At 57.8% G+C, this 20,382-nt stretch carries 16 protein-coding genes; 6 read left to right on the top strand and 10 right to left on the bottom strand.

Annotation, left to right across the window (positions count from 1 at the left end):
• Nucleotides 1-66 precede the first annotated feature (66 nt).
• Nucleotides 67-384 carry a hypothetical protein gene (locus VJ698_RS15465; RefSeq protein ID WP_324103679.1) on the top strand — a complete coding sequence of 106 codons (318 nt, stop codon included), beginning with the start codon at nucleotides 67-69 and terminating at the stop codon, nucleotides 382-384.
• A 34-nt stretch (nucleotides 385-418) separates the two neighbouring features.
• The gene (locus VJ698_RS15460; protein ID WP_324103678.1) at nucleotides 419-1,627 is read left to right on the top strand and encodes a tyrosine-type recombinase/integrase; all 1,209 of its coding nucleotides are present in this window, start codon (nucleotides 419-421) and stop codon (nucleotides 1,625-1,627) included.
• A gap of 215 nt (nucleotides 1,628-1,842) precedes the next feature.
• Here the strand turns inward: VJ698_RS15460 and VJ698_RS15455 are convergent, their stop codons facing one another.
• Nucleotides 1,843-2,892 carry a DNA-binding protein gene (locus VJ698_RS15455; RefSeq protein ID WP_324103677.1) on the bottom strand — a complete coding sequence of 350 codons (1,050 nt, stop codon included), beginning with the start codon at nucleotides 2,890-2,892 and terminating at the stop codon, nucleotides 1,843-1,845.
• Between the two features lie 323 nt (nucleotides 2,893-3,215).
• On the opposite strand from VJ698_RS15455, the gene VJ698_RS15450 reads away from it, so the two are divergent.
• Nucleotides 3,216-3,521, top strand: coding sequence for a hypothetical protein (locus VJ698_RS15450; protein WP_324103676.1), 306 nt, complete (start codon nucleotides 3,216-3,218; stop codon nucleotides 3,519-3,521).
• Between the two features lie 221 nt (nucleotides 3,522-3,742).
• On the opposite strand, the gene VJ698_RS15445 is transcribed toward VJ698_RS15450, so the two are convergent.
• From VJ698_RS15445 to VJ698_RS15405, 9 genes are all read right to left on the bottom strand, one after another.
• On the bottom strand, nucleotides 3,743-4,798 hold the full coding sequence (locus VJ698_RS15445; RefSeq protein WP_324103675.1) for a branched-chain amino acid ABC transporter permease: 1,056 nt from the start codon (nucleotides 4,796-4,798) through the stop codon (nucleotides 3,743-3,745).
• A 20-nt stretch (nucleotides 4,799-4,818) separates the two neighbouring features.
• Nucleotides 4,819-5,685, bottom strand: a complete 867-nt coding sequence (locus VJ698_RS15440) for a branched-chain amino acid ABC transporter permease (protein WP_324103674.1) — start codon at nucleotides 5,683-5,685, stop codon at nucleotides 4,819-4,821.
• A 26-nt stretch (nucleotides 5,686-5,711) separates the two neighbouring features.
• Nucleotides 5,712-6,413, bottom strand: a complete 702-nt coding sequence (locus VJ698_RS15435; protein WP_324103673.1) for an ABC transporter ATP-binding protein — start codon at nucleotides 6,411-6,413, stop codon at nucleotides 5,712-5,714.
• Nucleotides 6,410-7,132: an ABC transporter ATP-binding protein gene (locus tag VJ698_RS15430; protein ID WP_324103672.1), complete on the bottom strand. Its 723-nt coding sequence runs from the start codon at nucleotides 7,130-7,132 to the stop codon at nucleotides 6,410-6,412. Before VJ698_RS15430 ends, VJ698_RS15435 begins: the two co-directional genes overlap by 4 nt.
• Before the next feature lie 66 nt (nucleotides 7,133-7,198).
• Nucleotides 7,199-8,491, bottom strand: a complete 1,293-nt coding sequence (locus VJ698_RS15425; protein WP_324103671.1) for an ABC transporter substrate-binding protein — start codon at nucleotides 8,489-8,491, stop codon at nucleotides 7,199-7,201.
• A 473-nt stretch (nucleotides 8,492-8,964) separates the two neighbouring features.
• The gene (locus tag VJ698_RS15420; RefSeq protein ID WP_324103670.1) at nucleotides 8,965-9,567 is read right to left on the bottom strand and encodes a VOC family protein; all 603 of its coding nucleotides are present in this window, start codon (nucleotides 9,565-9,567) and stop codon (nucleotides 8,965-8,967) included.
• Between the two features lie 12 nt (nucleotides 9,568-9,579).
• Nucleotides 9,580-10,545 (bottom strand): glutathione S-transferase family protein, encoded by a 966-nt coding sequence (locus VJ698_RS15415; protein WP_324103669.1) that lies wholly within the window; start codon nucleotides 10,543-10,545, stop codon nucleotides 9,580-9,582.
• Nucleotides 10,546-10,671: 126 nt separating this feature from the next.
• Nucleotides 10,672-11,574 carry a 4Fe-4S dicluster domain-containing protein gene (locus VJ698_RS15410; protein ID WP_324103668.1) on the bottom strand — a complete coding sequence of 301 codons (903 nt, stop codon included), beginning with the start codon at nucleotides 11,572-11,574 and terminating at the stop codon, nucleotides 10,672-10,674.
• A 59-nt stretch (nucleotides 11,575-11,633) separates the two neighbouring features.
• Nucleotides 11,634-14,675, bottom strand: coding sequence for a molybdopterin-dependent oxidoreductase (locus tag VJ698_RS15405; RefSeq protein WP_324103667.1), 3,042 nt, complete (start codon nucleotides 14,673-14,675; stop codon nucleotides 11,634-11,636).
• Between the two features lie 619 nt (nucleotides 14,676-15,294).
• On the opposite strand from VJ698_RS15405, the gene VJ698_RS15400 reads away from it, so the two are divergent.
• From VJ698_RS15400 to lpdA, 3 genes are read left to right on the top strand one after another with little or no spacing between them, the layout of a single operon-like run.
• Entirely contained in the window at nucleotides 15,295-17,517 is a 2,223-nt protein-coding gene (locus VJ698_RS15400; protein ID WP_324103666.1) for an alpha-ketoacid dehydrogenase subunit alpha/beta, read from the top strand.
• Between the two features lie 15 nt (nucleotides 17,518-17,532).
• Complete coding sequence (locus tag VJ698_RS15395) at nucleotides 17,533-18,786, top strand: pyruvate dehydrogenase complex dihydrolipoamide acetyltransferase (RefSeq protein ID WP_324103665.1); 1,254 nt, start codon at nucleotides 17,533-17,535, stop codon at nucleotides 18,784-18,786.
• A gap of 10 nt (nucleotides 18,787-18,796) precedes the next feature.
• Nucleotides 18,797-20,194 carry a dihydrolipoyl dehydrogenase gene (gene lpdA, locus VJ698_RS15390; protein WP_324103664.1) on the top strand — a complete coding sequence of 466 codons (1,398 nt, stop codon included), beginning with the start codon at nucleotides 18,797-18,799 and terminating at the stop codon, nucleotides 20,192-20,194.
• The last annotated feature ends 188 nt before the right edge of the window (nucleotides 20,195-20,382 follow it).

Raw genomic sequence — 20,382 nt, 5'->3', positions numbered from 1 at the left:
TTGACCCGAAAAAGGTCAGAAAGGCAACAAAACTTGTGATTTGTGCCACTTGTTTGCAAATGACAAATGACTTCAGTCGAGTTGCCATTCATTGCTCGGATGCTCAGTGACAAGCTGGAACTCGCAGCTGTCTCTCCGGTTGCACCAATCACCAAGACTTCCCTCGACGAGGATGAAAGTGCCTATCAAAATGCTACGGAGCAACCCGATCCAGGCTCGGCCTGCTCGCTACGCATTTTGATAGGCGCATATGGACGTGCCCTGTTTCGCTATGCAGCAAGCCGCACATGGTGGAGCCTGCTCGATCAAGCACATTCGCGATCAGCCGATTCCATTCACGAAGGGCGCATATGTGGATTGAGAGATAGCGCGGCAGACCTATAATGTCGAACCAGTTCCCGCATTGCCGCTGCCCCGAATGAGCATCAACTTGCGCAATTCCTCCCTCACCAGTTCCCTGGCCCCGATTGAAACTCTCGCCATTTCTCCTGACATCGATGGCCGGGACGGAACCAACCGTGCGAGCGGGAACCGTCCGCAAATCGCCGCCACGAATGACATCGATGCGCTCAAAGCTTGGCTCGCGCGCTTTGTCGATACAAAAACCACGTTCGACAACTACCGCAAGGAAGCCGAGCGGCTCTTGTTGTGGTCGACGATCCAACTGCAGAAGCCGTTTTCCTCGCTCACGCACGAAGACTTGCTCGCGTACCGGCATTTCCTTGCCGACCCGCAGCCGGCCGCGCGCTGGGTGATGCGCGATGGACGCAAGTTCGGGCGGGCACATCCCGAATGGCGCCCGTTCGCTGGTGCGCTTTCCCAGTCGAGCCAGCGTCAGGCATTCATCATTCTCAATACCCTGTTCTCGTGGCTCGTCAATGCCGGCTATCTCGCCGGGAACCCGTTGTCGCTGTCGCGCCAGCGGACAAGGAAAGCGATGCCGCGGGTCACGCGCTACCTCGACGAAGACCTGTGGAATGAAGTGAAGTTGACGATCGACCTCATGCCCAGGGAAACAGATCGCGAGCGCGAACACTATCTGCGAATGCGGTGGCTGTTTTCACTGCTCTATCTCTGTGGATTGCGCATTTCCGAAGTTGTCGGGAATACCATGGGAGGGTTTTTTTGCCGGCGCGACAAGGACGGCCAGGAACGCTGGTGGCTGGAGATCACCGGCAAGGGTGACAAGACGCGCCTCATCCCGGCCACCAATGAGCTGATGGTCGAGCTGGCCCGCTATCGGCGGGAAAAAACGCTTCCGCCCTTCCCTGCGCAGGCGGAAGACATCCCGCTGTTGCTCCCGATCGGGATGCAACGGCGTCAAATGACGCGGGGCGCAGTGCATGGCGTCGTGAAGCAGGTGTTCCAGGACACCGCGGCTCGCCTGCGCACGCGAGGTGCAGAGTTCGAACCGCTTGCCGTTCGCGTCGAAGCGGCGTCGGCGCACTGGTTAAGGCATACGGCCGGATCTCATATGGCGAACAGTGATGTCGACCTGCGCCATGTGCGGGACAACCTCGGGCATGAATCACTGACCACCACCAGCGGTTATCTGCATTCCTCTGATGATGCCCGACACTGCGAAACGGAGGAGCGTCACAAGATCAACTGGAAGGCGCAGTCCTGAACTGGATCGTAATAGCCTTATGCGATCAGGCCGGGCACCCTAGGCTCTCCGTCTGATCTTACTGCCGCGTTGGACTGTGCCGGAAAGTGTGCTGGCATTCTGTCGCGAAGATTCTCGCAATTGACACGCAGTGGTCCGGCGGCGGCAAAGCGGATGCCATGCTCATACACCCACTACACCACGCATTTTCCTTAACGGCGACCGACAGGTCCCAGTTACACGGGCTTTGGTTTGCGCTGCCGTACCGGCTTCGCTACCTTGGCCAGATCTTCCAACTTCCGTTGCGCCTGGTCCAGCTGCACCCTCAACTCGATCGCTTCGTTTTCCATGCGGGTCGCATGAGCATGCTTGTCGTTCAGGAGATTGCGCACCGTCTTCAGCTCGTCTGACACCAGGTCGCGGTTTGTAGTGACTTCCTTCAGGTTGCCCTCGAGCTCCCCCACCCTTTGCCGGAAATCACCCAGCTGCTGGTTGAGCGTCGACGTTTCGACGCGTTGACGTTCCGCCTGCTGCTCGGCGGTTTTACGGGTCGCATCGAGCTCCTTCTGCAGCCTCGCGGCGGCGGTGCGCTCGCGGTCGATCTCCATGAGCGCCCTCGCCTCCGATGCCCGATAGCGTTCTTCGGCCAGGCTCGCCGCGGCGCGCAGCTTTTCCAGCTCCGTGCTGAAATCGCGCCGTGCCTCTTCAAGTTTCTGCAGCAAGCCGGTGTTTTCGCCGCGGGCATTCTGCAACTGGCCCTCCAGCGCGGCGATCGTTGCCTCGCGCGCGGCAAGCGCTTGCTCCAGTTCCCCGATGCGGGCGTGCGCCTGCTCCAGGGTCTGACTGACCAGCGCATGGGAAGCCCGTATTGCGTCTCGATCGGCTTCCGCCACCGCCTGCAGTTGCCGGGCTTCCGCCACCTGAATCTGAGCATCGCCGCGCAACTCCGCCAGACCTTCCTGCGCGGCAGCCTGGGCCGAAGACCAGAGCTGCGCCACCAGTTCGCCGGCAGCCGTCTTGAGCGATTCCGGCAAATCGGGATGTTCGATCCGCACGCGGCTCTTGTCGCGTAAGTCTTCCCAGAAACGCCCCAGCGCTTCTGCCGGTGCACTCATGCTGCCTTTGCGCACCAGTTGGTATAACTTGTTGGTTGTCGGTGTCACGCCGTAGCGGAAGAACAGCAGGATGCAGACTTCGCGGTACAGGTCCTGGGTCTGGGGAAATTGGCCACGCAGCTGGTCGATGTCGGCAAGCAGCTGTTTTTCGTTGAATTCAGGGGCGTTCATGGCGTAGAAAGTCAGAAAGGTAATTGATATTACAACGGAATACCTCTACTTTCCAACTTTCAAACGTTTTAATATGACATTATTCTTATAATGTCGATCAGAAAGTATATCGGCTGACTTTCGCTGCTTATCTCGCTCGCTCGGCGAGTGCCGACCGCTCACAGCGCCAATCGCCTGCGAGTGCTCGCTCAGCAACAAGCAGTACTGCTATCGAGGCTTCCGTTTTTACGAACTAATTCCTCGGTTCGTCACTCTTTTTCTGATGGTCTGCCCGCCCTTAGAATGACGTCTGTGAATATGCCCTGTAGATGACAGAGAACGAAATGACGGAAAAAGCAGAATGGGAAGTTGTCGATCACGAGCGAGTAGCATCCCGGCCAAACGTGGCCGATGTAATGAGAGCATTGCTGGGGCCGTGGTGGCGATGGAAGCTTGCAGCGAGCGCCGTCGTGACATGTATTGCCCTCACCCTTATCGTCACGCTTTCGGGCATCCTTGTTTCGGTTCTGCTCATGGTGGGCGTCACGGTCATAGCCCTGCGAAAGGTCGGCTCGTGGCTTCGGGGTGGCAATTCACCGAAGAATATCTGGCTGGCCCCTCACAAGCGAAGCGGCAAGCAGATGTCCTGATAATACTAAGTCATTGACTCGTAGGGCTCAGCTCGAGTGCGTCATAGGGGAGGCAAAAAACAAAAAAGCCCGCCAAGGCGGGCAAAACCCTGAATCCTATATTTTTCCATCCTTAACGATAAGGAAAATATAGGAGGAGACTTTTTCATCAGGGCGGGGACAAGCTTGAACTGTCGCGCTTTGCGACGGCCACTACGTCTTCATTCGCGTTACTCGATGATCTAGCGAATCTGCGTATTCCTGAGAAGGCGCAGCCGACGCTGCACGGGAAACAAGTGAAGATCAAATCGCTTGGCGATGAAGCCCCATAAACCTTCCGGGAACCAGATTGTTACCACAATAGCCATCAAACCCAAAGCCGTTAAATACCATGTTCCGTAATCTTCAAAGACCTTCGACAGAATAAAAAACAGTACTGCACCAAGCAGGGGCCCTTCGATCGTTCCCACTCCGCCGATGATCACCATAAAGATGATCAGCGGTGACCACGACACTCCAAAGGCTGCGTCAGGCGAAATACGAAGATTCGACAGGAAGTAGAGCCCACCGCTAATGCCGAAACCAAAGGCAGAAACGAGGTATACCAGGAACTTCGTACGCTTTACGTCGATTCCCTGGCTTTGTGCAGCCACCTCTGCATCCCGCAAGGCGGTAAGCGCCAGGCCGTACCTGGACCGAAGCAGCAGATACACGAGAAGCACGGAGGCATACGATGCAGAAATCGCTAGCCAGAACGTCATGGATTCTCGCGTTGCGCGTTCAATCCCTTTGAGTGCTGTAAGGCTTGCTCCTGATCCTCCGCCCAGTACCGTCATATTCGCCACCAGCAGCCGGAAAATTTCGGCTACCGCCCATGTCCCGATAGCGAATGCGGCGCCGGGGAGCCGGAATACGACCTGCGACACCGGCACGGCGAACAGCGCCGCGAACACACCGCACAACAGGACAGCGGCAAAGGGGTTGATTCCGGCGAAGTTCGCCAGAACGATAAGTGCGTAGCCGCCGATGCCAATGTATGCCTGCTGTCCGATGGACACCAATCCGCCGTACCCGGCGAGCAAGTTCCACATTTGCGCCATCACGAAGTAGCATGCGAGTTCGGACAGGAGCCGCAGATAGCTTGCATCAGCCCAGAACGGCATCGAAATCGAAAATCCAAGCGATACCGCGAAGAAGACCATGGTCGCGATCCCGAGCCATGTCGAGCGCTCCACGCTATAGTCGGACTTGGGAGTTGCGTCCACGGTAATAACTGCCTGCTTTGCCAAGGTATTCATTTCATCCTCTTCCTTGCGCCTTAGCGCATCTTCGGGAAAAAGCCATTTGGCCGGAACAACAGAACCATCACGAACATCACGTGACCGAAAAGTACGCTCCATCCCGGATCAACGCGTGCGCCGATCGCCTGCGTCACGCCCAGCAGCACACCGCCGGCCAGCGTGCCCCAGAATGAACCCATTCCGCCGATGATGACCGCCTCGAAGGCATAGATCAGTTGTGCCGGCCCGTCGGTGGGAGCGAAAGTAGTGCGCATGCCGTGGAAGACGCCGGCAACGCCCAGGATACCGACGGCGATTGCGGTCGCGAATGCGTACACGTGGGAGTTATTCACGCCCATCAGCGAGGCAGCACCAGGATCATCCGAGGTGGCGCGGAATGCACGTCCGATGGAAGTATTCCCAAACAACAGCTGCAATCCCAAGGTCAGAAGCACTGCAAACCCGAAGGTAATGAGCGGCAAGACGCCCGCAGCGAGATTCGCCGTCAGTTGAACGCTTTGCGATTCCAGCCCGCCCGAGGTAATCGCACGCGTATCGGCGGAATAGAACTCGAGCAGCAGATTTTGAATCACGATGGAAATACCGAAGGTCACGACCAGGGACCGCAATGGGTCCTTGCTGATCGTCTTGTTCAGCACGACGCGCTGGAGAATATAGCCGAAGCAGAATGCAATCGGCACGACGACAATCATCGCGACAAAGGGGTGAAGCCCTAATGCGTCCGTCAGCCCGAACCCCAGAAAGGCCATCAGAATCACCATGTCGCCATGTGCAACATTCACCATGCGCATGATGCCGAACATAAGCGCCAGGCCCATGGCAAACATGGCGTAAAGCCCGCCAATCAGAATGCCCTGCAGCACGGCATCAATCCAAACTGTCATGATCTGTCCTCCTCATACCAGAATCACTAAACGCCAAAATAGGCATGGGAAATCTGCTCATGGCTTAACTCGTCCGACCTGCCCTGTAGAGAAACCCTACCCTCCTGGAAACAGTACAGCCGCTGCGACACCCGCTTTGCCATCCCGATGTCCTGTTCCACGATGATTGCTGTCAGGCCGTTCTGCACGATCGTTCCCAGTGCCTCGTAAATCTCCTTGATCACTGCGGGCGCCAGGCCTAGGGAAATCTCATCGCAAATCAGCAAATCCGGATTGCTCATTAGTGCCCTGCCAATGGCAACCATCTGCTGCTGCCCGCCAGAGAGAGATGTTCCTGGCACATTCCTTTTCGCCTTGAGGATCGGGAACAACAGGTAGACCTGTTCCAGGTTCCACGGCCCGTGGCGCTTGGTGAACTGCCCCATGAGAAGGTTTTCTTCCACCGACAGGCTTGGAAAAAGCCGCCGCCCCTCGGGCACCATTGCCAATCCCTCGGCCACAATGCGATGAGGTGCTTGCCCGCCGATGGGGTATCCCTTGAACATGACCTTCGCCGACTGGGCTTTCAAGAGGCCGGTAATGGTCTTGAGGAAGGTCGATTTCCCAGCACCGTTCGCGCCGATGATGGCAACAATTTCTTGCGGCATGATGTCAAAATCAATACCGAACAATGCCTGGAAGTCGCCGTAGTAGGCTTCCAGGCCATTTGTCGACAATAACGGGTTCATACTTCGATTCCCATATAGACACGTTTTACTTCCGGGTTATTCATGACGGCCTCCGGCTCGCCTTCAGCAAGCTTGGATCCGAAGTTGACAACGAGGAGGCGGTCCGCAACCGCGAGAAGTGCGTGTACCACGTGCTCGATCCAGATCATGGACACGCCAAACGACTTGATTTCCTTGATCAGCGCGACCAGTTCAACTGCCTCATGCTCGGTCAGGCCGCCGGCGATCTCGTCCAGGAGAAGCACCGACGGCTGGGTGGCCAGTGCCCGTGCCAATTCGAGACGTTTGCGATCCAGAAGCGTTAGAGAACCGGCAAGCTGGTTCGCCTTCTTGATGAGACCAGTCTTCTCCAGCGTCTCAATGCATAACGGGTCAGCCTCGTCTTCCGACATGCCCCCACCGAATGTCGCGCCAACCAACAGGTTCTCGAAGACCGTCATACCGCCGAACGGCTGCGGAATTTGGTAGGACCTGCCAATACCCATCCTGCAGCGCTGGTGCGGTCGGAGTGAAGTAATGTCGCTGTTGCGGAAATGAATGCGACCGGCATCCGCACGCACGTCGCCACTGATCAGATTAAATAACGTGGTCTTGCCAGCGCCGTTCGGCCCGAGGATGCCCAATGTCTCTCCTTGGTCGAGCGAGAAACTGAGATCATTGGTCACCCTGAGCGCACCGTATGACTTGCTCACATTGTCCAGTGCAAGAATTGCCCCCATGGGCCGCTCCCCCTTGTAATGCTAATGATTCTGCTGCCGGGGCGACCCACGCCCCGGCGGATTGGATCAGGAAATCAGTTTCAACTTCCCGTTGGGTTGAATGTGCGGAGCGAGCTTGTTGTCAACAATGACGAGGTCATACTTGAACTTCTTGCCCTTCACCCACTGGCCGCCCACGAGCGCCGTCTTGGCGACATTCTTGATTGGGCCCTTGCCCCAGGCAACGTTACCGACAATGGTATTGAGGTTAGTCGTGGCAATTGCGTTGCGGATGCTCGCTTTGTCGTCGATATCCTTGGTACGTTTCAGCACGTCGACAGCGACCTCAAACAGTGCATGGGAAAACCCAAGCGGTTGGGTCCATTGCTTCTTGGTCGCGGCCTCATATGATTCGGCGAGTTGTGCCGTAGTTGCGCCGGTTAGCGACGACTTGAACGGATGATAGGGGGTCCACCAGACTTCGGTCGTCAGACCCTCTGCGAGATCTCCCATGGCTTCCACGGACGCCGGGAACAGCAGGCCCTTACCGATAGACACCACCTTCGGCTTGAAGCCCTGCTGCTTGGCTTGCGTCCAGAAGGTCTTGACGTCGGGCGGAATCATGTTGCCGACCACGATCTCACAACCCGCACTCTTGTATGCAGCGATCTGGGCGCTAAAGTCGGCGTTCAGCACCTGGTAACGGCCCGGATCTTTCAGTTTGAAGCCAGCCTTGTTGATCGCCGGCGGGAATCCGAACTTGGCATCGCCCCAGGCATTGCCATCGGTATCGTTAGGGAACAGGCCGCCGATGACGTTGTTAGTCTTGGCCGTTTTCCACATATCCATATAGGTGTCGATCACGTCTTCGAGACCCCAGAAGAAGTGATATGTCCACTCAAAGCCGGTTTGCGGGTTGCTTCCGCGTCCAAAGAGCCACGGTTGCCACGGCGAGACGGTTGAGATGCATGGAACGCCATTGAGTTCGCATTGATCCGCAACGGGATTAGTGGTCTCGGGTGCGGCGGCCACCAACATGAGATCGATCTTGTCCTTCAGGATCAGATTAGCGGCCACCTCACCGGCCTTGTTCGTGTTGGACTCGCTGTTCTTGACGATGATTTCGACCGGATAGCGCTGCCCGCCGACCATAACACCATCCTTCAGTGCCTGGTGCATGGCGTCGATGACAAATTTGTCTGCCTCACCGAAGGGTGCGAGCGGCCCTGTCAGTGGTGTCACGAAACCGATTTTCACCTTGCGCGGAGATTTCGCGAATGCGACGGGCATCATCCCTGCCACGGCGACCGCGCCAATCGTTTTGATAACGCGTCTGCGTTCCGGGCTGGAGCGCTTAGGCAGATCATGCTTATCACTCATGGTAGTCTTCCTCCTTATCGAGTTTATAAAAATCCGGATATGCTTCAAGTTGACCTGCGCGGACGGACCGAATTCTCCTCCTGCATGATGTCCTCGGCGTGGCAGTTGCGATGAACGCAAACCGGATGAGCCAAACAACACGATAGATATCAAGGATTGTGCCAACGGAGTTCCTGCCGACAATGCGCATTGAAATCAACGCCTTATCAAGCTATTCCGTCGGAGCTCGCTTCTCGGACTGCGACTTCGCCGATACTTGTCTCATACATCTGTCGCAGTCTGCGAATCCCGTTTCGAGAATTGTTTGCGACCAGCGTCTTTGAGACAGTAGAGCGCGCTGTCGGAGCGCAGATCGGTCTCTCGATGAAGAGTGAAATGCGCCCAAAAAAACAGCACGAGAGAAAACCCATAACAGCCGAGCCAGGTTCTCTTCGTGCCCTTCGTGCATTTCGTTTCTGGTTGACTTCCAACCTTTACTTCTCGGGGAAACGCGGGTGCCATAGCCTCCGCTCGGTATCACGTCCGTATGCTTTCCCTTGCGGATAACTCACCAGCTCAAGTTGCATGCCCCATGGTGTCAGAAAGTAGACCCAGGACTGGCCTCCGCTAGGGCCGGCTGCGCGTACTGTTGGCTCGCCAAGAATTTGCACGCCTTTGGCACGCAGGTAGGAAACTGCAGCATCCATATCGTCGACATAGAAGGCCAGATGGTGGCCGCCGACATCACTGTTTCTTGGCTGCTCACGCCTCTGGTCTGGCGCCTCGTATTCGAAGACTTCGAAATTCGAGCCGTGCGCACAGCGGAAAAACCGGAGCTTGCGCATGATGGTTTCCTTGTGCACGTTCAGATGCGTCTGCATCCAGTCGTCTTTAGCCTGAAATGGCCCCAGATCATAGAACGCTTCGCATCCGATGACGTCGACAAAGAAATCCGTCGCTTCCTGCAAATCTGGCACAGTAAAGCCGATATGGTCGGTTCCTCGCAGGCCAGGCAGGCCGTTCCTTTCCGAGGTGACGCCTTGCAGGTCGCCCACGCCAGAATGCACATTGCCCATATTTTTTGAACTATCTGGCATAAAAAACTCGCCTTAGAAAAAATGATGTCGATTATGTGGAGCAGACAGGTCGAAAGTGGGTCCAACCGGAATGATCCCCGCTGGGTTCAGATGGGGATGGCTAAGGTAATAATGGCGCTTCATATGGTCCATATTGACGGTGCCCGCCACACCTGGTACTTGATACATATCCTTCAGGTAATTCGCGAGATTCGGATACTCCGTGATCCGCCTGAGGCAGCATTTGAAATGAATGAAGTACACGCAATCAAAACGAACCAGGGTCGGAAACAACCGTAAGTCTGGCTCCGCAATGAAGTCTCCCATCAGGTAGCGGGAAGAAGACAAGCGATCTTCCAGTATGTCGAGTGCATCAAACAGTGAGGCCACGGCCTCGTTATATGCGGGTTGCGTCGTCGCGAAGCCACATTGATACACCCCGTTGTTCACATGCCGATAGATGAAATCGTTCATGGCGTCGATTTCACTATTCAATGACGTCGGACGGAAATCTACGGAATGACGCTGGAAGTCGGTGAACGCGCCATTGAGCATACGAATGATGTCCGACGACTCGTTGCTCACGATCCGTCCGGTGCGCTTGTCCCAGAGAACTGGCACCGTGACGCGTCCTGTGTAATCGCTCCGATTTAGCGTGTAGAGTTCGTGCAGCGCCGCTAGGCCGTTGACATGATCGATCGTGGCGCCGGGATAAGAGGAGAACATCCATCCGTTCTCACCACATACTGGATCTACGACAGACGCTGAAATGATGTCTTCCAGGCCCTTGAGTGCGCGAACGAGGAGTGTACGATGTGCCCATGGGCACGCGTAGGAAACGTAGAGATGGTAACGCCCTGCTTCCGGCTCGAAATCGCCACTTCCATCGTCGGTAATCCAGCCGCGAAATTGCGACTCACTACGTACGAATTCACCCTGTGCATTGACCAGCGGCGGAGCAGCTGTCTGCCAGATGCCATTTTTCAGATAACCCCCCATGATATCCTCGCCGTGCGCACGGTTCTGTTTTGTCAGCGTACATCGCGCATTGCCACGCGCCCTTCGCCGGCATTTCTTCAGTGAGAGGAATGCCGGCAACCGAAACGCAACACGCAATGCTGATGCTTAGCTAGCCGGCGTGAGCTCTTTCCGGTTAGTAGCAATATTGAACACGCCGCCGCCCTTCTGGCCCACCTTGATCGTACCTATATACAGGCTTTCTGCCAGGCTGACATTCACTACCGCTGTGCCCAGCGTCGGATGCGAAATCTCCACCTGATAGTCGCCGCTGTTCGGATCGAGCTGGTCGAACTTGAAATCGCCGAATGCATCTGTCTGGAGCGATGCGATGCTTACCTTGTTGCGCTTCAGCGTTACTTCGGCACCTGGAATGCTTTCGATCAGGCCTTTGACTTCCGCAACCACAGTGCCGCCGATGAAGCATTTGTTATAGCGGTACAGGTTGCGGTAATACACCCGCGGCTTGGTCTTGAGATCCGGACGCAGCACCTCCAGCTTGTCCTTTTTCACGATCTCCTGCATTTCCTCATCCTCGATACACACTGCCTTGAAGACGCCGGTCGGGCAGGACTGCACGCAGCGCGGCTGTTTCCAGCCCTGGTCCAGCAGGTGAGCGTCGAAGATCCACTTCTGCGGCAGCTGCAGCTCCTCGTTCCACCAGATCGCGCCATAGGGGCAGGATCCGACGATGTCGCGCCGCCCCTTCGCCTTCACCGGATCGATGATCACGACCCCGTCGGGCCGTTTGTACACCGAGCCGTCGCCCGCCTTCGCAATGCACGGTGCGTTGTCGCATTGGTTACAGGTTGTCGGGCGATAGGCGGCGTCCACCATTGCACCCTCGCCACGCACCTTGCGCTCCACCTTGATCCAGTAATGCCCATGCACCGGCTGTGGGGCAGCATAGCCCGGAAAATCGTTGCCGACGTGTTCGTCACGCGTGGTCAACATGCAGTTGTTGCAGTTCTCGCACTTGGCCACATCAATAATCAGGTTCCACTTTTTCACGAAAGTCACCCTTCCTGTTCGTAATCGTTCGTTGACTCAATGCTTGCCGACGACGTCTGTCACGCCGCGGCAGTCTGCTTGCCGGTTGGGCGCGAGTTCGCTGGCGCCATGCCCTTGACCTGCACCTTGCTGACGAGGCCAGGCGGCGGCGTCCACACTTCCATCTCCACCAGGCATGAGTTCGCGGCCATGCCTTCCGTCCGCTGCTGCTGCGGGCGCGGCGGGGTCAGAACGTTGGCGCAACCCGATCTGTCGGAGAAGCCCTCCGGCCCTGCGGATGGGACCGGATCAAAATCGGCATTCGACTCAAAGGTCTTCATGATCCCGCCTCCGACCAGCGGGGAGACATCAGCCACAAAAATCACCGAGCCGCGGTCGTTGAAGACACGGATCAGATCCCGATGCTTGATACCTCTCTGGCGCGCATCCTCGGGATTGATCTTCATGACCCAGTAGTAGTAGCCGTCAACGAAGAAACGATGATCCTCGATGTCGTTCATGGCGCTGTCCTTGCCGTCGCCATAGGTGTGGAAGCTGTAGCGCGGATGGGTCGAGATCATCTGCAACGGATACTTGTCGAACAGTTCCTTGCTGTGCGGGCCCTCCCATGCCGGGATATAGCGGTTGAGCGCCGGACGTTCCGGATTGTCCGGTTGCCCGCGCTGGAGCGAGGACGAGACGAATTCGAGCTTGCCAGACTGCGTTTCCAGGCCCTTGCCGAATTCTCCGGTGAACTGCGACGGCAACGGGTGCGGTTCCGGAATGTCCTTGTGGCGGTCTTCCGCATACCAGCGCATCGACACAGGGGTGCGCGTTTTTTCCGGCTCGGCCGGAACCACGTAGTAGCCCTTCTTGACGAATTCCTTCCAGCTGATGTACTTCGGCAGGTCGGTCGAGTCAAAAATCCGCTTGCACCAGTCCAGCTCGCTGCAGCCTTCAGAGAACATGGCGCCCAGACCGAGGCGTTGCAGAATCTCGAGGTAGATCTGGTAGTCCGACTTCGACTCGCCCAGCGGCTCGATGCACTTGTGCTGCATCGTGACCATGCGGTGATTCAGTTGCGAGTTGTTATGATGAATGTAACCAGCGCAATTGGCCCATTCACTAATGTCATAGCGTTCGAACGAGGTGCAGGCCGGGAGGATAATGTCGGCGTAGCGCGCATCGCCCTCGAACCAGATCGACTGGTTCACCACGCATTCAATTGATGGGTCACGGTAGGACTTCTCGAAGCGGGTCGAGTTTGCGATGGTGCCGAACGTGGACCCGCCGTAACGGTAGATCATATGAATCTTCGAATAGCCTGGCATCGGGTATTCGAACGGCGCGAACTGGGCCTCCATCGACGAGCCATCCCACATGTAGCCGGTGGACTTGCCATTGAGGATAGCCTCGGGCAGACGCTGGCGCGGAATCATCTGCTTGACCGGATTCATGGTGATCAGATGCGGCATCCGCTGGTAATTGTTGATGCCCGACGCGGTGAAAGCGATTTCGCCGGAGATGCCGCCTTCCGCATAGCCGGGGAAGTAGAACTCGTAATCCAGCGGTGCGCCAAATTGCAGATTACCGAAGTTGACGCCTGGCTTGCCCCAACCCTGCATGGCCATCATGAGGATCATGCAGCGTGCCCATTGCGAACCGGTCGCAGAACGGCAGGCACCGCCCCAGCCTGCACCAAGGCCGCCGGCGGAAAGATAAGTTTTCTTCTTGCCCCAGGAACGTGCCAGCGCGCGGCAAACATGGGCGGGAACACCGGTTTCGCCTTCCTGCCATTCCGGCGTCTTGACCACACCGTCGGTCTTGCCGAGGAGGTAGTCGCGCCATTCCTCGAAGCCGGTGGTGCGTTTCGCGACGTAGTCCTTGTCGTACAAATTCTCGGTGAGCCACACATGCATGATGCCCTGTGCGAGTGCCGCGTCCGTCGCCGGCCGGATGGAGATCCACTTCCCTCCCAGGAGCTGCGCAGTAGGATTGAGGTGCGGGTCGATGTGGACGAATTCAATACCAAGTTCCTTGGCCCACAAGCGCCGCTGTGTTCCCTCGAAACCGGCATAGAGACCGTTGGTGGATTCTGGGTCGCTCGACCAGAACACGATCTGCTGCGTTTCCTTCAGGCAGTCCTCAACTGTCCCATAGAAGCTCGGAATGCCGAGGCGAAGCGAGCTGCCGAAATGATGCATGGCGCCCCAGTACCAGCCTTCCCAGCTATCAGGGTTCGGCGCCACGCGGGTAAAGCCGATCAGATTGCCAAACCGGAGCAGCGCACTGAGGTAGTAACCAATGTTCCCCCACTGGTGGTGGGACGGCATCGGGATAGCGATCGCGCCCGGGCCATGTTCGGTCTTCATGCGACTGATTTCGCTGGACACGATGTCGAGCGCCTCATCCCAGCTGATGCGCTCGTAGCCTGAAATACCACGATTTTGCGGGTTGCGTTCCCCCTTCGGGTCAAAGTCGACGCGCTTCATTGGATACAACAGACGCTTGTCGGAGTACACCATGGATTTGAGACCCGAAGCATGCGGGCTGAGGGTCGATTTGCGACGGGGCGTAAAGGACTTGCCGCGTGCGTTGATCGTCCACGACGGCGCGTCGGTTTCGTCGAGCTCGATTGGCGTCATGCGGAGGATTTTCCCATCCTTCACATAGACGAACATCGTGCCACCGTTGGTATTGGTTGTATAACGCACCGACCCGTCTGGCATCTTCGTACCGATCTCCAGGCCTTCGGTCTGGATCCGGTTCATCAACTGCATAAACCAGACCGACAGCTCGTCCCTGCCGATCACCATGACCCTGAAATTCTTTGCCGCATTCAGAATTTCTCCCTGATCCGGTTTCGGCCTCAGGAACGACAGTGCTGTTTTCAGATCCTTGAAGATCAGACAGACGTCCGGTTTGGGATGCACGCCGGTCCCCGAAGTCAGCTTCCCGTTCTGAAAAGAGTAGTAACGGCCAATGCTGTCATCCTTCAGCTTGATCTGTACCACGCAATTGTGCCGCTTCATTTCCTGCCTGAACCCGGGATGCTTCTTCGCCATGCGTCGAAGCACCACCGGCAGCCCGAACAAGATTGTCTTCAGGAGCGCCTGTTTCATCCTTTGTTTCCTCCATTATTTGGTGATATGACCCGCGTCACATCCGATCGGGACTTGTCTAGAGACCGCATCGCAGGGCGTCCCCCTTCGTCGCACGGCCACTCTCGCGACACATTTTTGCAATAAGCGTACCAGCGAAAAATCGGCGCTCAAGTCACTGTTTTTTATCGATTTTCTAGTCGAGAAAAATGAGAGACGTGCTGTCGCACTGAAATGCACGTCGCACCTTGCGACGCACATCTCATTTGGCGAGAACGCACAGAAAATTCGCATTCGTCATGCAACGACAGCCGCGAAACCGGCCAGATTTGTCCATCCGGGTTGCAGAGAGTTCAGACGAATAGTGCGGAGACTGATGGCCGTAACACCGCGCGCATCGCTGTGCCCTCGGTCGCACGCGCCATGGACGAATGCGAAGCCAGTCGCAGCATGAGACGTGTATCGCGTCTCACGGCGTGCGAAACGCCATATCAAATGCAGGAAGAGCCAAATATCAGGCAGTTACAGGACCATCTGCATGTGGCATGCATCTTGCCAAGTCTGGTCCGTCGTACTTAAGGGACTGCCGATAGGAAGGGGCGTTGGCCGGTCGCTCCCGTACTCAAACAAAGGAATAAGAATGCCTACTACCACCAACATTCAATATGCCGAGCCTTGGCTCGAAGTGGCGTCGACGCCGCAGGACTGGAGAAACGCCGGACAGGCGAATCTGCTGCGCATACTGTATTACCTGCACGTTGTCCGCGCCTTCGAGGAGGCGGTGCTGAATCTCGAGAAGGCCGGGCTCGTTCACGGCCCGGCGCACTCCAGTATTGGTCAGGAGGGTGGTGCCGTCGGATCGATTATGCTGCTCAATTCCGACGACATGATCACGGGTTCGCATCGGGGTCATCATCAGTTTCTCGTCAAGGGGATGCGGCACATCGACTCGCCCGAATTCGATCCGCGCAAGACCGCGCTCCCGGAAAACGTCAAGACTTTCCTTTACCGCACGTTGGCGGAGATCCTCGGCCTTGCCGATGGATTCTGCCGCGGCCGTGGCGGATCCATGCACCTGCGTTGGGTCGAGGCTGGCGCGATGGGAACCAACGCGATCGTCGGCGGCGGGGTGCCGATTGCCAATGGCCTGGCATGGGCGCAGAAGCGACGTAACAAGGGTGAAGTCACCTTCACCTTCTTTGGTGATGGCGCCATGAACATCGGTGCCGTGCCCGAATCAATGAATCTTGCCGCACTCTGGAATCTGCCGATCTGCTTCTTCGTTGAGAACAACGGTTACGCCGTGTCCACGACCCTGGCGGAGGAAACGCGGGAAACACGCCTGTCCTCGCGCGGCGGCGCCTATGGCATCCCCGCTTACCGCGTCGACGGCATGGATCCGATGGCCGTGCTACATGCCTCCCAAATGGCGCTCGAGCACATGCGCTCCGGCAAGGGGCCAGCGATCATCGAGGCGATGGTCTATCGCTATTTCCATCATGGCGGTTCAATTCCCGGCAGCGCGTTCGGCTACCGCAGCAAGGACGAGGAGTCTTCGTGGACCAGCAAGGATCCAATCGAGCGCACCGTGCAGCAGATGGTCAAGCTCAAGTGGCTGACAGAGGAAGAAAACAAGACCATTCGCCAGCATTGCGTCGACGCGATGCAGGAAATCGTCACGCGTCTGACAGAAGGTGAAGGCTCGAAACGACGCATCCGTCCGGAGCTCTGGCCGAAGCCGGAATTCCGTGACCAGGGCCTGCGCGGTGACCTCTCCGAATTCGCCGGCGTGCGATTCGAGGAACTGGAAACCGCCACTGGCCCGGTCGAGAACATGAAGTTCATCGATGCGGTCGCCAAGGTCATGGCGCGACGCATGGAAACCGATGAGCGCATCTTCTGCATGGGCGAAGATATCCACCGACTCAAGGGTGGAACAAACGGTGCGACCAAGGGTTTGGCTGATCGCTTCCCGGACCGCATCATTCCCACTCCCATCGCCGAGCAGGGTTTTGCCGGTCTTGCGGGAGGCGTTGCCGTGGAAGGCTCGTATCGTCCGGTAGTGGAACTGATGTATTCCGATTTCGCGCTGGTCGCCGCAGACCAGTTGTTCAACCAGATTGGCAAGGCCCGTCACATGTTCGGTGGCGATTCGGCCGTGCCCTTCGTGCTCCGCACGAAGTGTGCAATAGGCACAGGGTATGGCTCGCAGCACTCGATGGATCCAGCGGGTCTGTATGCGATGTGGCCGGGATGGCGCATCGTCGCGCCCAGCACCCCGTTCGACTACGTCGGGCTGATGAACAGCGCACTCAAGTGCGAGGATCCCGTACTTGTCATCGAACATACCGATCTCTACAACACAACCGGCCCGGGACCGAAAGAGGATTCTGACTATTACATCCCGCTCGGCAAGGCCAAGGTGGTGCGCAAGGGTTCCGCCTTCACTGTGCTTACCTATCTAGCGATGACCCCGCTCGCGCTCCAGGTCGCCGAGGAAATGGGAGTCGATGCCGAAATCATTGACCTGCGCTCGCTCGACCGTGCCGGACTCGACTGGGAAACAATCGGCGAAAGCGTCCGCAAGACCAACAATATCGTGGTGCTGGAGCAAAGTCCGCTGACCGTGTCCTACGGTGCAATGGTCACCGACGAAATCCAGCGGCGCTTCTTCGATTATCTCGACCAGCCTGTGCAGCGAATTCATGGCGGGGAAGCATCGCCGTCTGTATCCAAGGTACTCGAGCGCGCTGCCTTTGTCGGCGCGGAGGAAGTTCGCAAGGGGTTCGCCAGGATGATGGCCGACATGGGCCGTCCGGTCACGGCCGGCGAAGCGCAAGCGGCAAATGCAAACATCGCGTGACAGTAAGGAGAAAACGTGGCAACTGAAATCATCATGCCAACCGTGTCGACCTCAATGACCGAGGCGGTGCTGGCGCGCTGGGCAAAGAACGAAGGCGACAGCGTCAAGAAAGGGGAAGTGGTCGCCGAGATCGAATCCGACAAAGCCCTTCTGGAACTGGAAGCGGAGGCCGATGGCGTGCTGGGCAAGCGGTTTGTGCCGGACGGCGCGACCGTGGCAGTCGGCGCACCCATAGGCATCATACTCACGCCCGGCGAGGCCATGCCCGCCCTGCTCGCTGGCGGCAGTGCACCGCAAAAAGCGGCTGTTGAAAGCGCGCCAGCCACCGTCGCTCTGGCCACAAGCGGGAACCAGAATGCCGGGGAAAAAGGCGGACGGCTCTTCGCCAGCCCGCTGGCAAGAAATCTCGCTCTGATCCACGACGTGGACCTTGCACATATCGAAGGTTCCGGCCCGAACGGGCGCATCGTCAAGCGTGATATCGAGGCGGCCGTCGCCGCCACGCATCAGGGCGCGGCCATCGCGTCGCCTGAACAACCGGCACCGAAACCAGCCCGTGATGTGGCGGCGCCCGCGCCCCTCGCCCCGGATTATGAAGAGATCCCGCATTCCTCGATGCGTCGCGTGATCGCACAGCGCCTGTCGGAGTCGAAGCAGCAGGTTCCGCACTTCTATCTGACGATCGACTGCCAGATCGACGAGCTGCTCGCCTTGCGCAAGCAGATCAACGGATCACTGCCAGACGTCAAGGTCTCCGTCAACGACTTCGTCGTCCGTGCTGTCGCGGTTGCACTGAAGAAGGTGCCAGCGGCCAATGCTTCCTGGACCGATACCGCCATCCGTCGTTATCGCTCGGTTGATGTTTCGGTCGCAGTGGCAACGCCGAACGGCCTGATCACACCGGTAGTCCGCAATGCCGATACGAAGAGCCTCGGCACGATTTCCGGCGACGTGAAGGATCTCGCGGAACGCGCGCGCCAGGGCAAGCTGCGTCCAGATGAGTACCAGGGCGGAGGGTTCTCAATCTCCAATCTTGGCATGTACGGCATTAAGGAATTTGCGGCCATCATCAACCCGCCGCAGGCCTGCATTCTCGCGGTCGGCGCTGGAGAGCAGCGCCCGGTAGTCAGGGACGGCGCGGTTGTACCGGCCACGGTGATGAGCTGCACGCTGTCGGTTGATCATCGCGTCGTCGATGGCGCAGTAGGTGCCGAATTCCTGGCCGCCTTCAAGGCATTGATCGAAAAGCCGATGGGCTTGCTGGTGTAAAGGAACCGGAATGGCACAGGAACAATTCGACATCGCGGTCGTCGGCGGCGGGCCAGGCGGCTATGTCGCTGCGATACGCGCGGCGCAACTTGGTTTTCGTACGGTGCTGGTCGAGCGCGAACATCTGGGAGGCATCTGCCTCAACTGGGGATGCATTCCCACCAAGGCTCTGCTGCGCTCAGCGGAAATTCTTGATCACATCAGGCACGCGACAGACTACGGCCTGCATGTAGGGGACAGCGGATTCGATCTGCAAAAGATCGTCGAGCGCTCGCGGAAGGTCGCGGCGCAGCTCAATGCCGGGGTCAGGCATCTGCTCAAGAAAAACAAGGTTCAGGTGCTTGAAGGGCATGCGCGGCTTGCTGGCGCCGGCAAGTTACATATCACCCAGAAAAATGGCGCGCTTGACATCGGCGCGACGCACATCATCCTCGCTACCGGTGCGCGGGCAAGGGCCATGGCACCTGTTGAACCGGACGGCAAGCTGGTCTGGAGCTACAAGGAAGCGATGACGCCGGACCGGATGCCGAAGTCCTTGCTCGTCGTCGGCTCTGGGGCCATTGGCATCGAGTTCGCGAGCTTTTACCGCTCGCTGGGTGCCGAAGTCACCGTCGTTGAAGTGCGCGATCGCATCCTTCCGGTCGAAGACGCGGAGATCTCTGAATTTTCGCGCAAGTCGTTCGAGCGCCAGGGGATGAAAATCCTGACTTCTGCAAGCGTGCAGTCGCTCGAGAAGAAGGCGGATGGCGTCGTTGCCAAACTGGATGTGGCCGGGCAGAAGCTCACGGTAGAGGCGGATCGGGTAATTGCGGCCGTGGGCATCGTCGGCAATGTCGAAAACCTCGGTCTGGAAGGGTCAGGCGTGCAGGTCGAGGGAACGCACATCGTCACCGATGAATGGTGCCGCACCGGCGAGCCGGGCGTGTACGCGATCGGCGATGTCGCGAGCGCACCTTGGCTGGCGCACAAGGCGAGCCACGAAGGCATTCTTTGCGTCGAACGCATCGCTGGCGTCAAAGGCATTCACGCGTTGGACAGGACCCGGATTCCGGGCTGTACCTACAGTCGTCCCCAGGTGGCAAGCATCGGCTTAACAGAGGCGATGGCAGTCGAGCGCGGCTACCAGATCAAGGTTGGCCGCTTTCCTTTTGCTGGCAATGGAAAAGCGATCGCACTCGGCGAACCGGAGGGATTGATTAAAACGGTTTTCGATGCAAAAACCGGAGAACTCCTTGGCGCGCATATGGCTGGCGCCGAGGTGACCGAACTGATTCATGGCTATTCCATCGGCAAGACACTTGAGACGACGGAAGCAGAATTGGCGCATACCGTCTTCCCACATCCAACACTGTCGGAGATGCTGCATGAAGCAACTCTGGCGGCATACGGCAAGGCAATTCATTCCTGACACCGCTGGGAGGGTGAGAAGTGGCGAGCGAACGATTTCTGGTGAGTGTCGCTGCTGCGTGGCGGCAGTTTGTCGAGACGGGGCAGGTGGACGAGACGGCGGTGCGGCCGGTGGTGGTGCAGTCGTGGCTGCGCTGCCGCGCGCTGGGGGTGGATCCACGCGCGCCGAAGCTGCCGGTGACGCTCGAT

The sequence above is a fragment of the Noviherbaspirillum sp. genome, assembly GCF_035254685.1.
Lineage (GTDB): Bacteria > Pseudomonadota > Gammaproteobacteria > Burkholderiales > Burkholderiaceae_D > Noviherbaspirillum.
Note: the sequence above shows the minus strand (reverse complement) of the source record. Positions and strands in the feature narration are given on the sequence as shown.

What these genes read in the sequence shown, in the direction of transcription:
- VJ698_RS15455 (WP_324103677.1), bottom strand. Translation starts at nt 2,892, where the DNA reads ATGAACGCCCCTGAATTCAACGAAAAACAGCTGCTTGCCGACATCGAC.
- VJ698_RS15400 (WP_324103666.1), top strand. Translation starts at nt 15,295, where the DNA reads ATGCCTACTACCACCAACATTCAATATGCCGAGCCTTGGCTCGAAGTG.
- VJ698_RS15460 (WP_324103678.1), top strand. Translation starts at nt 419, where the DNA reads ATGAGCATCAACTTGCGCAATTCCTCCCTCACCAGTTCCCTGGCCCCG.
- lpdA (WP_324103664.1), top strand. Translation starts at nt 18,797, where the DNA reads ATGGCACAGGAACAATTCGACATCGCGGTCGTCGGCGGCGGGCCAGGC.
- VJ698_RS15420 (WP_324103670.1), bottom strand. Translation starts at nt 9,567, where the DNA reads ATGCCAGATAGTTCAAAAAATATGGGCAATGTGCATTCTGGCGTGGGC.
- VJ698_RS15425 (WP_324103671.1), bottom strand. Translation starts at nt 8,491, where the DNA reads ATGAGTGATAAGCATGATCTGCCTAAGCGCTCCAGCCCGGAACGCAGA.
- VJ698_RS15435 (WP_324103673.1), bottom strand. Translation starts at nt 6,413, where the DNA reads ATGAACCCGTTATTGTCGACAAATGGCCTGGAAGCCTACTACGGCGAC.
- VJ698_RS15445 (WP_324103675.1), bottom strand. Translation starts at nt 4,798, where the DNA reads ATGAATACCTTGGCAAAGCAGGCAGTTATTACCGTGGACGCAACTCCC.
- VJ698_RS15415 (WP_324103669.1), bottom strand. Translation starts at nt 10,545, where the DNA reads ATGGGGGGTTATCTGAAAAATGGCATCTGGCAGACAGCTGCTCCGCCG.
- VJ698_RS15450 (WP_324103676.1), top strand. Translation starts at nt 3,216, where the DNA reads ATGACGGAAAAAGCAGAATGGGAAGTTGTCGATCACGAGCGAGTAGCA.
- VJ698_RS15405 (WP_324103667.1), bottom strand. Translation starts at nt 14,675, where the DNA reads ATGAAACAGGCGCTCCTGAAGACAATCTTGTTCGGGCTGCCGGTGGTG.
- VJ698_RS15440 (WP_324103674.1), bottom strand. Translation starts at nt 5,685, where the DNA reads ATGACAGTTTGGATTGATGCCGTGCTGCAGGGCATTCTGATTGGCGGG.
- VJ698_RS15430 (WP_324103672.1), bottom strand. Translation starts at nt 7,132, where the DNA reads ATGGGGGCAATTCTTGCACTGGACAATGTGAGCAAGTCATACGGTGCG.
- VJ698_RS15465 (WP_324103679.1), top strand. Translation starts at nt 67, where the DNA reads ATGACTTCAGTCGAGTTGCCATTCATTGCTCGGATGCTCAGTGACAAG.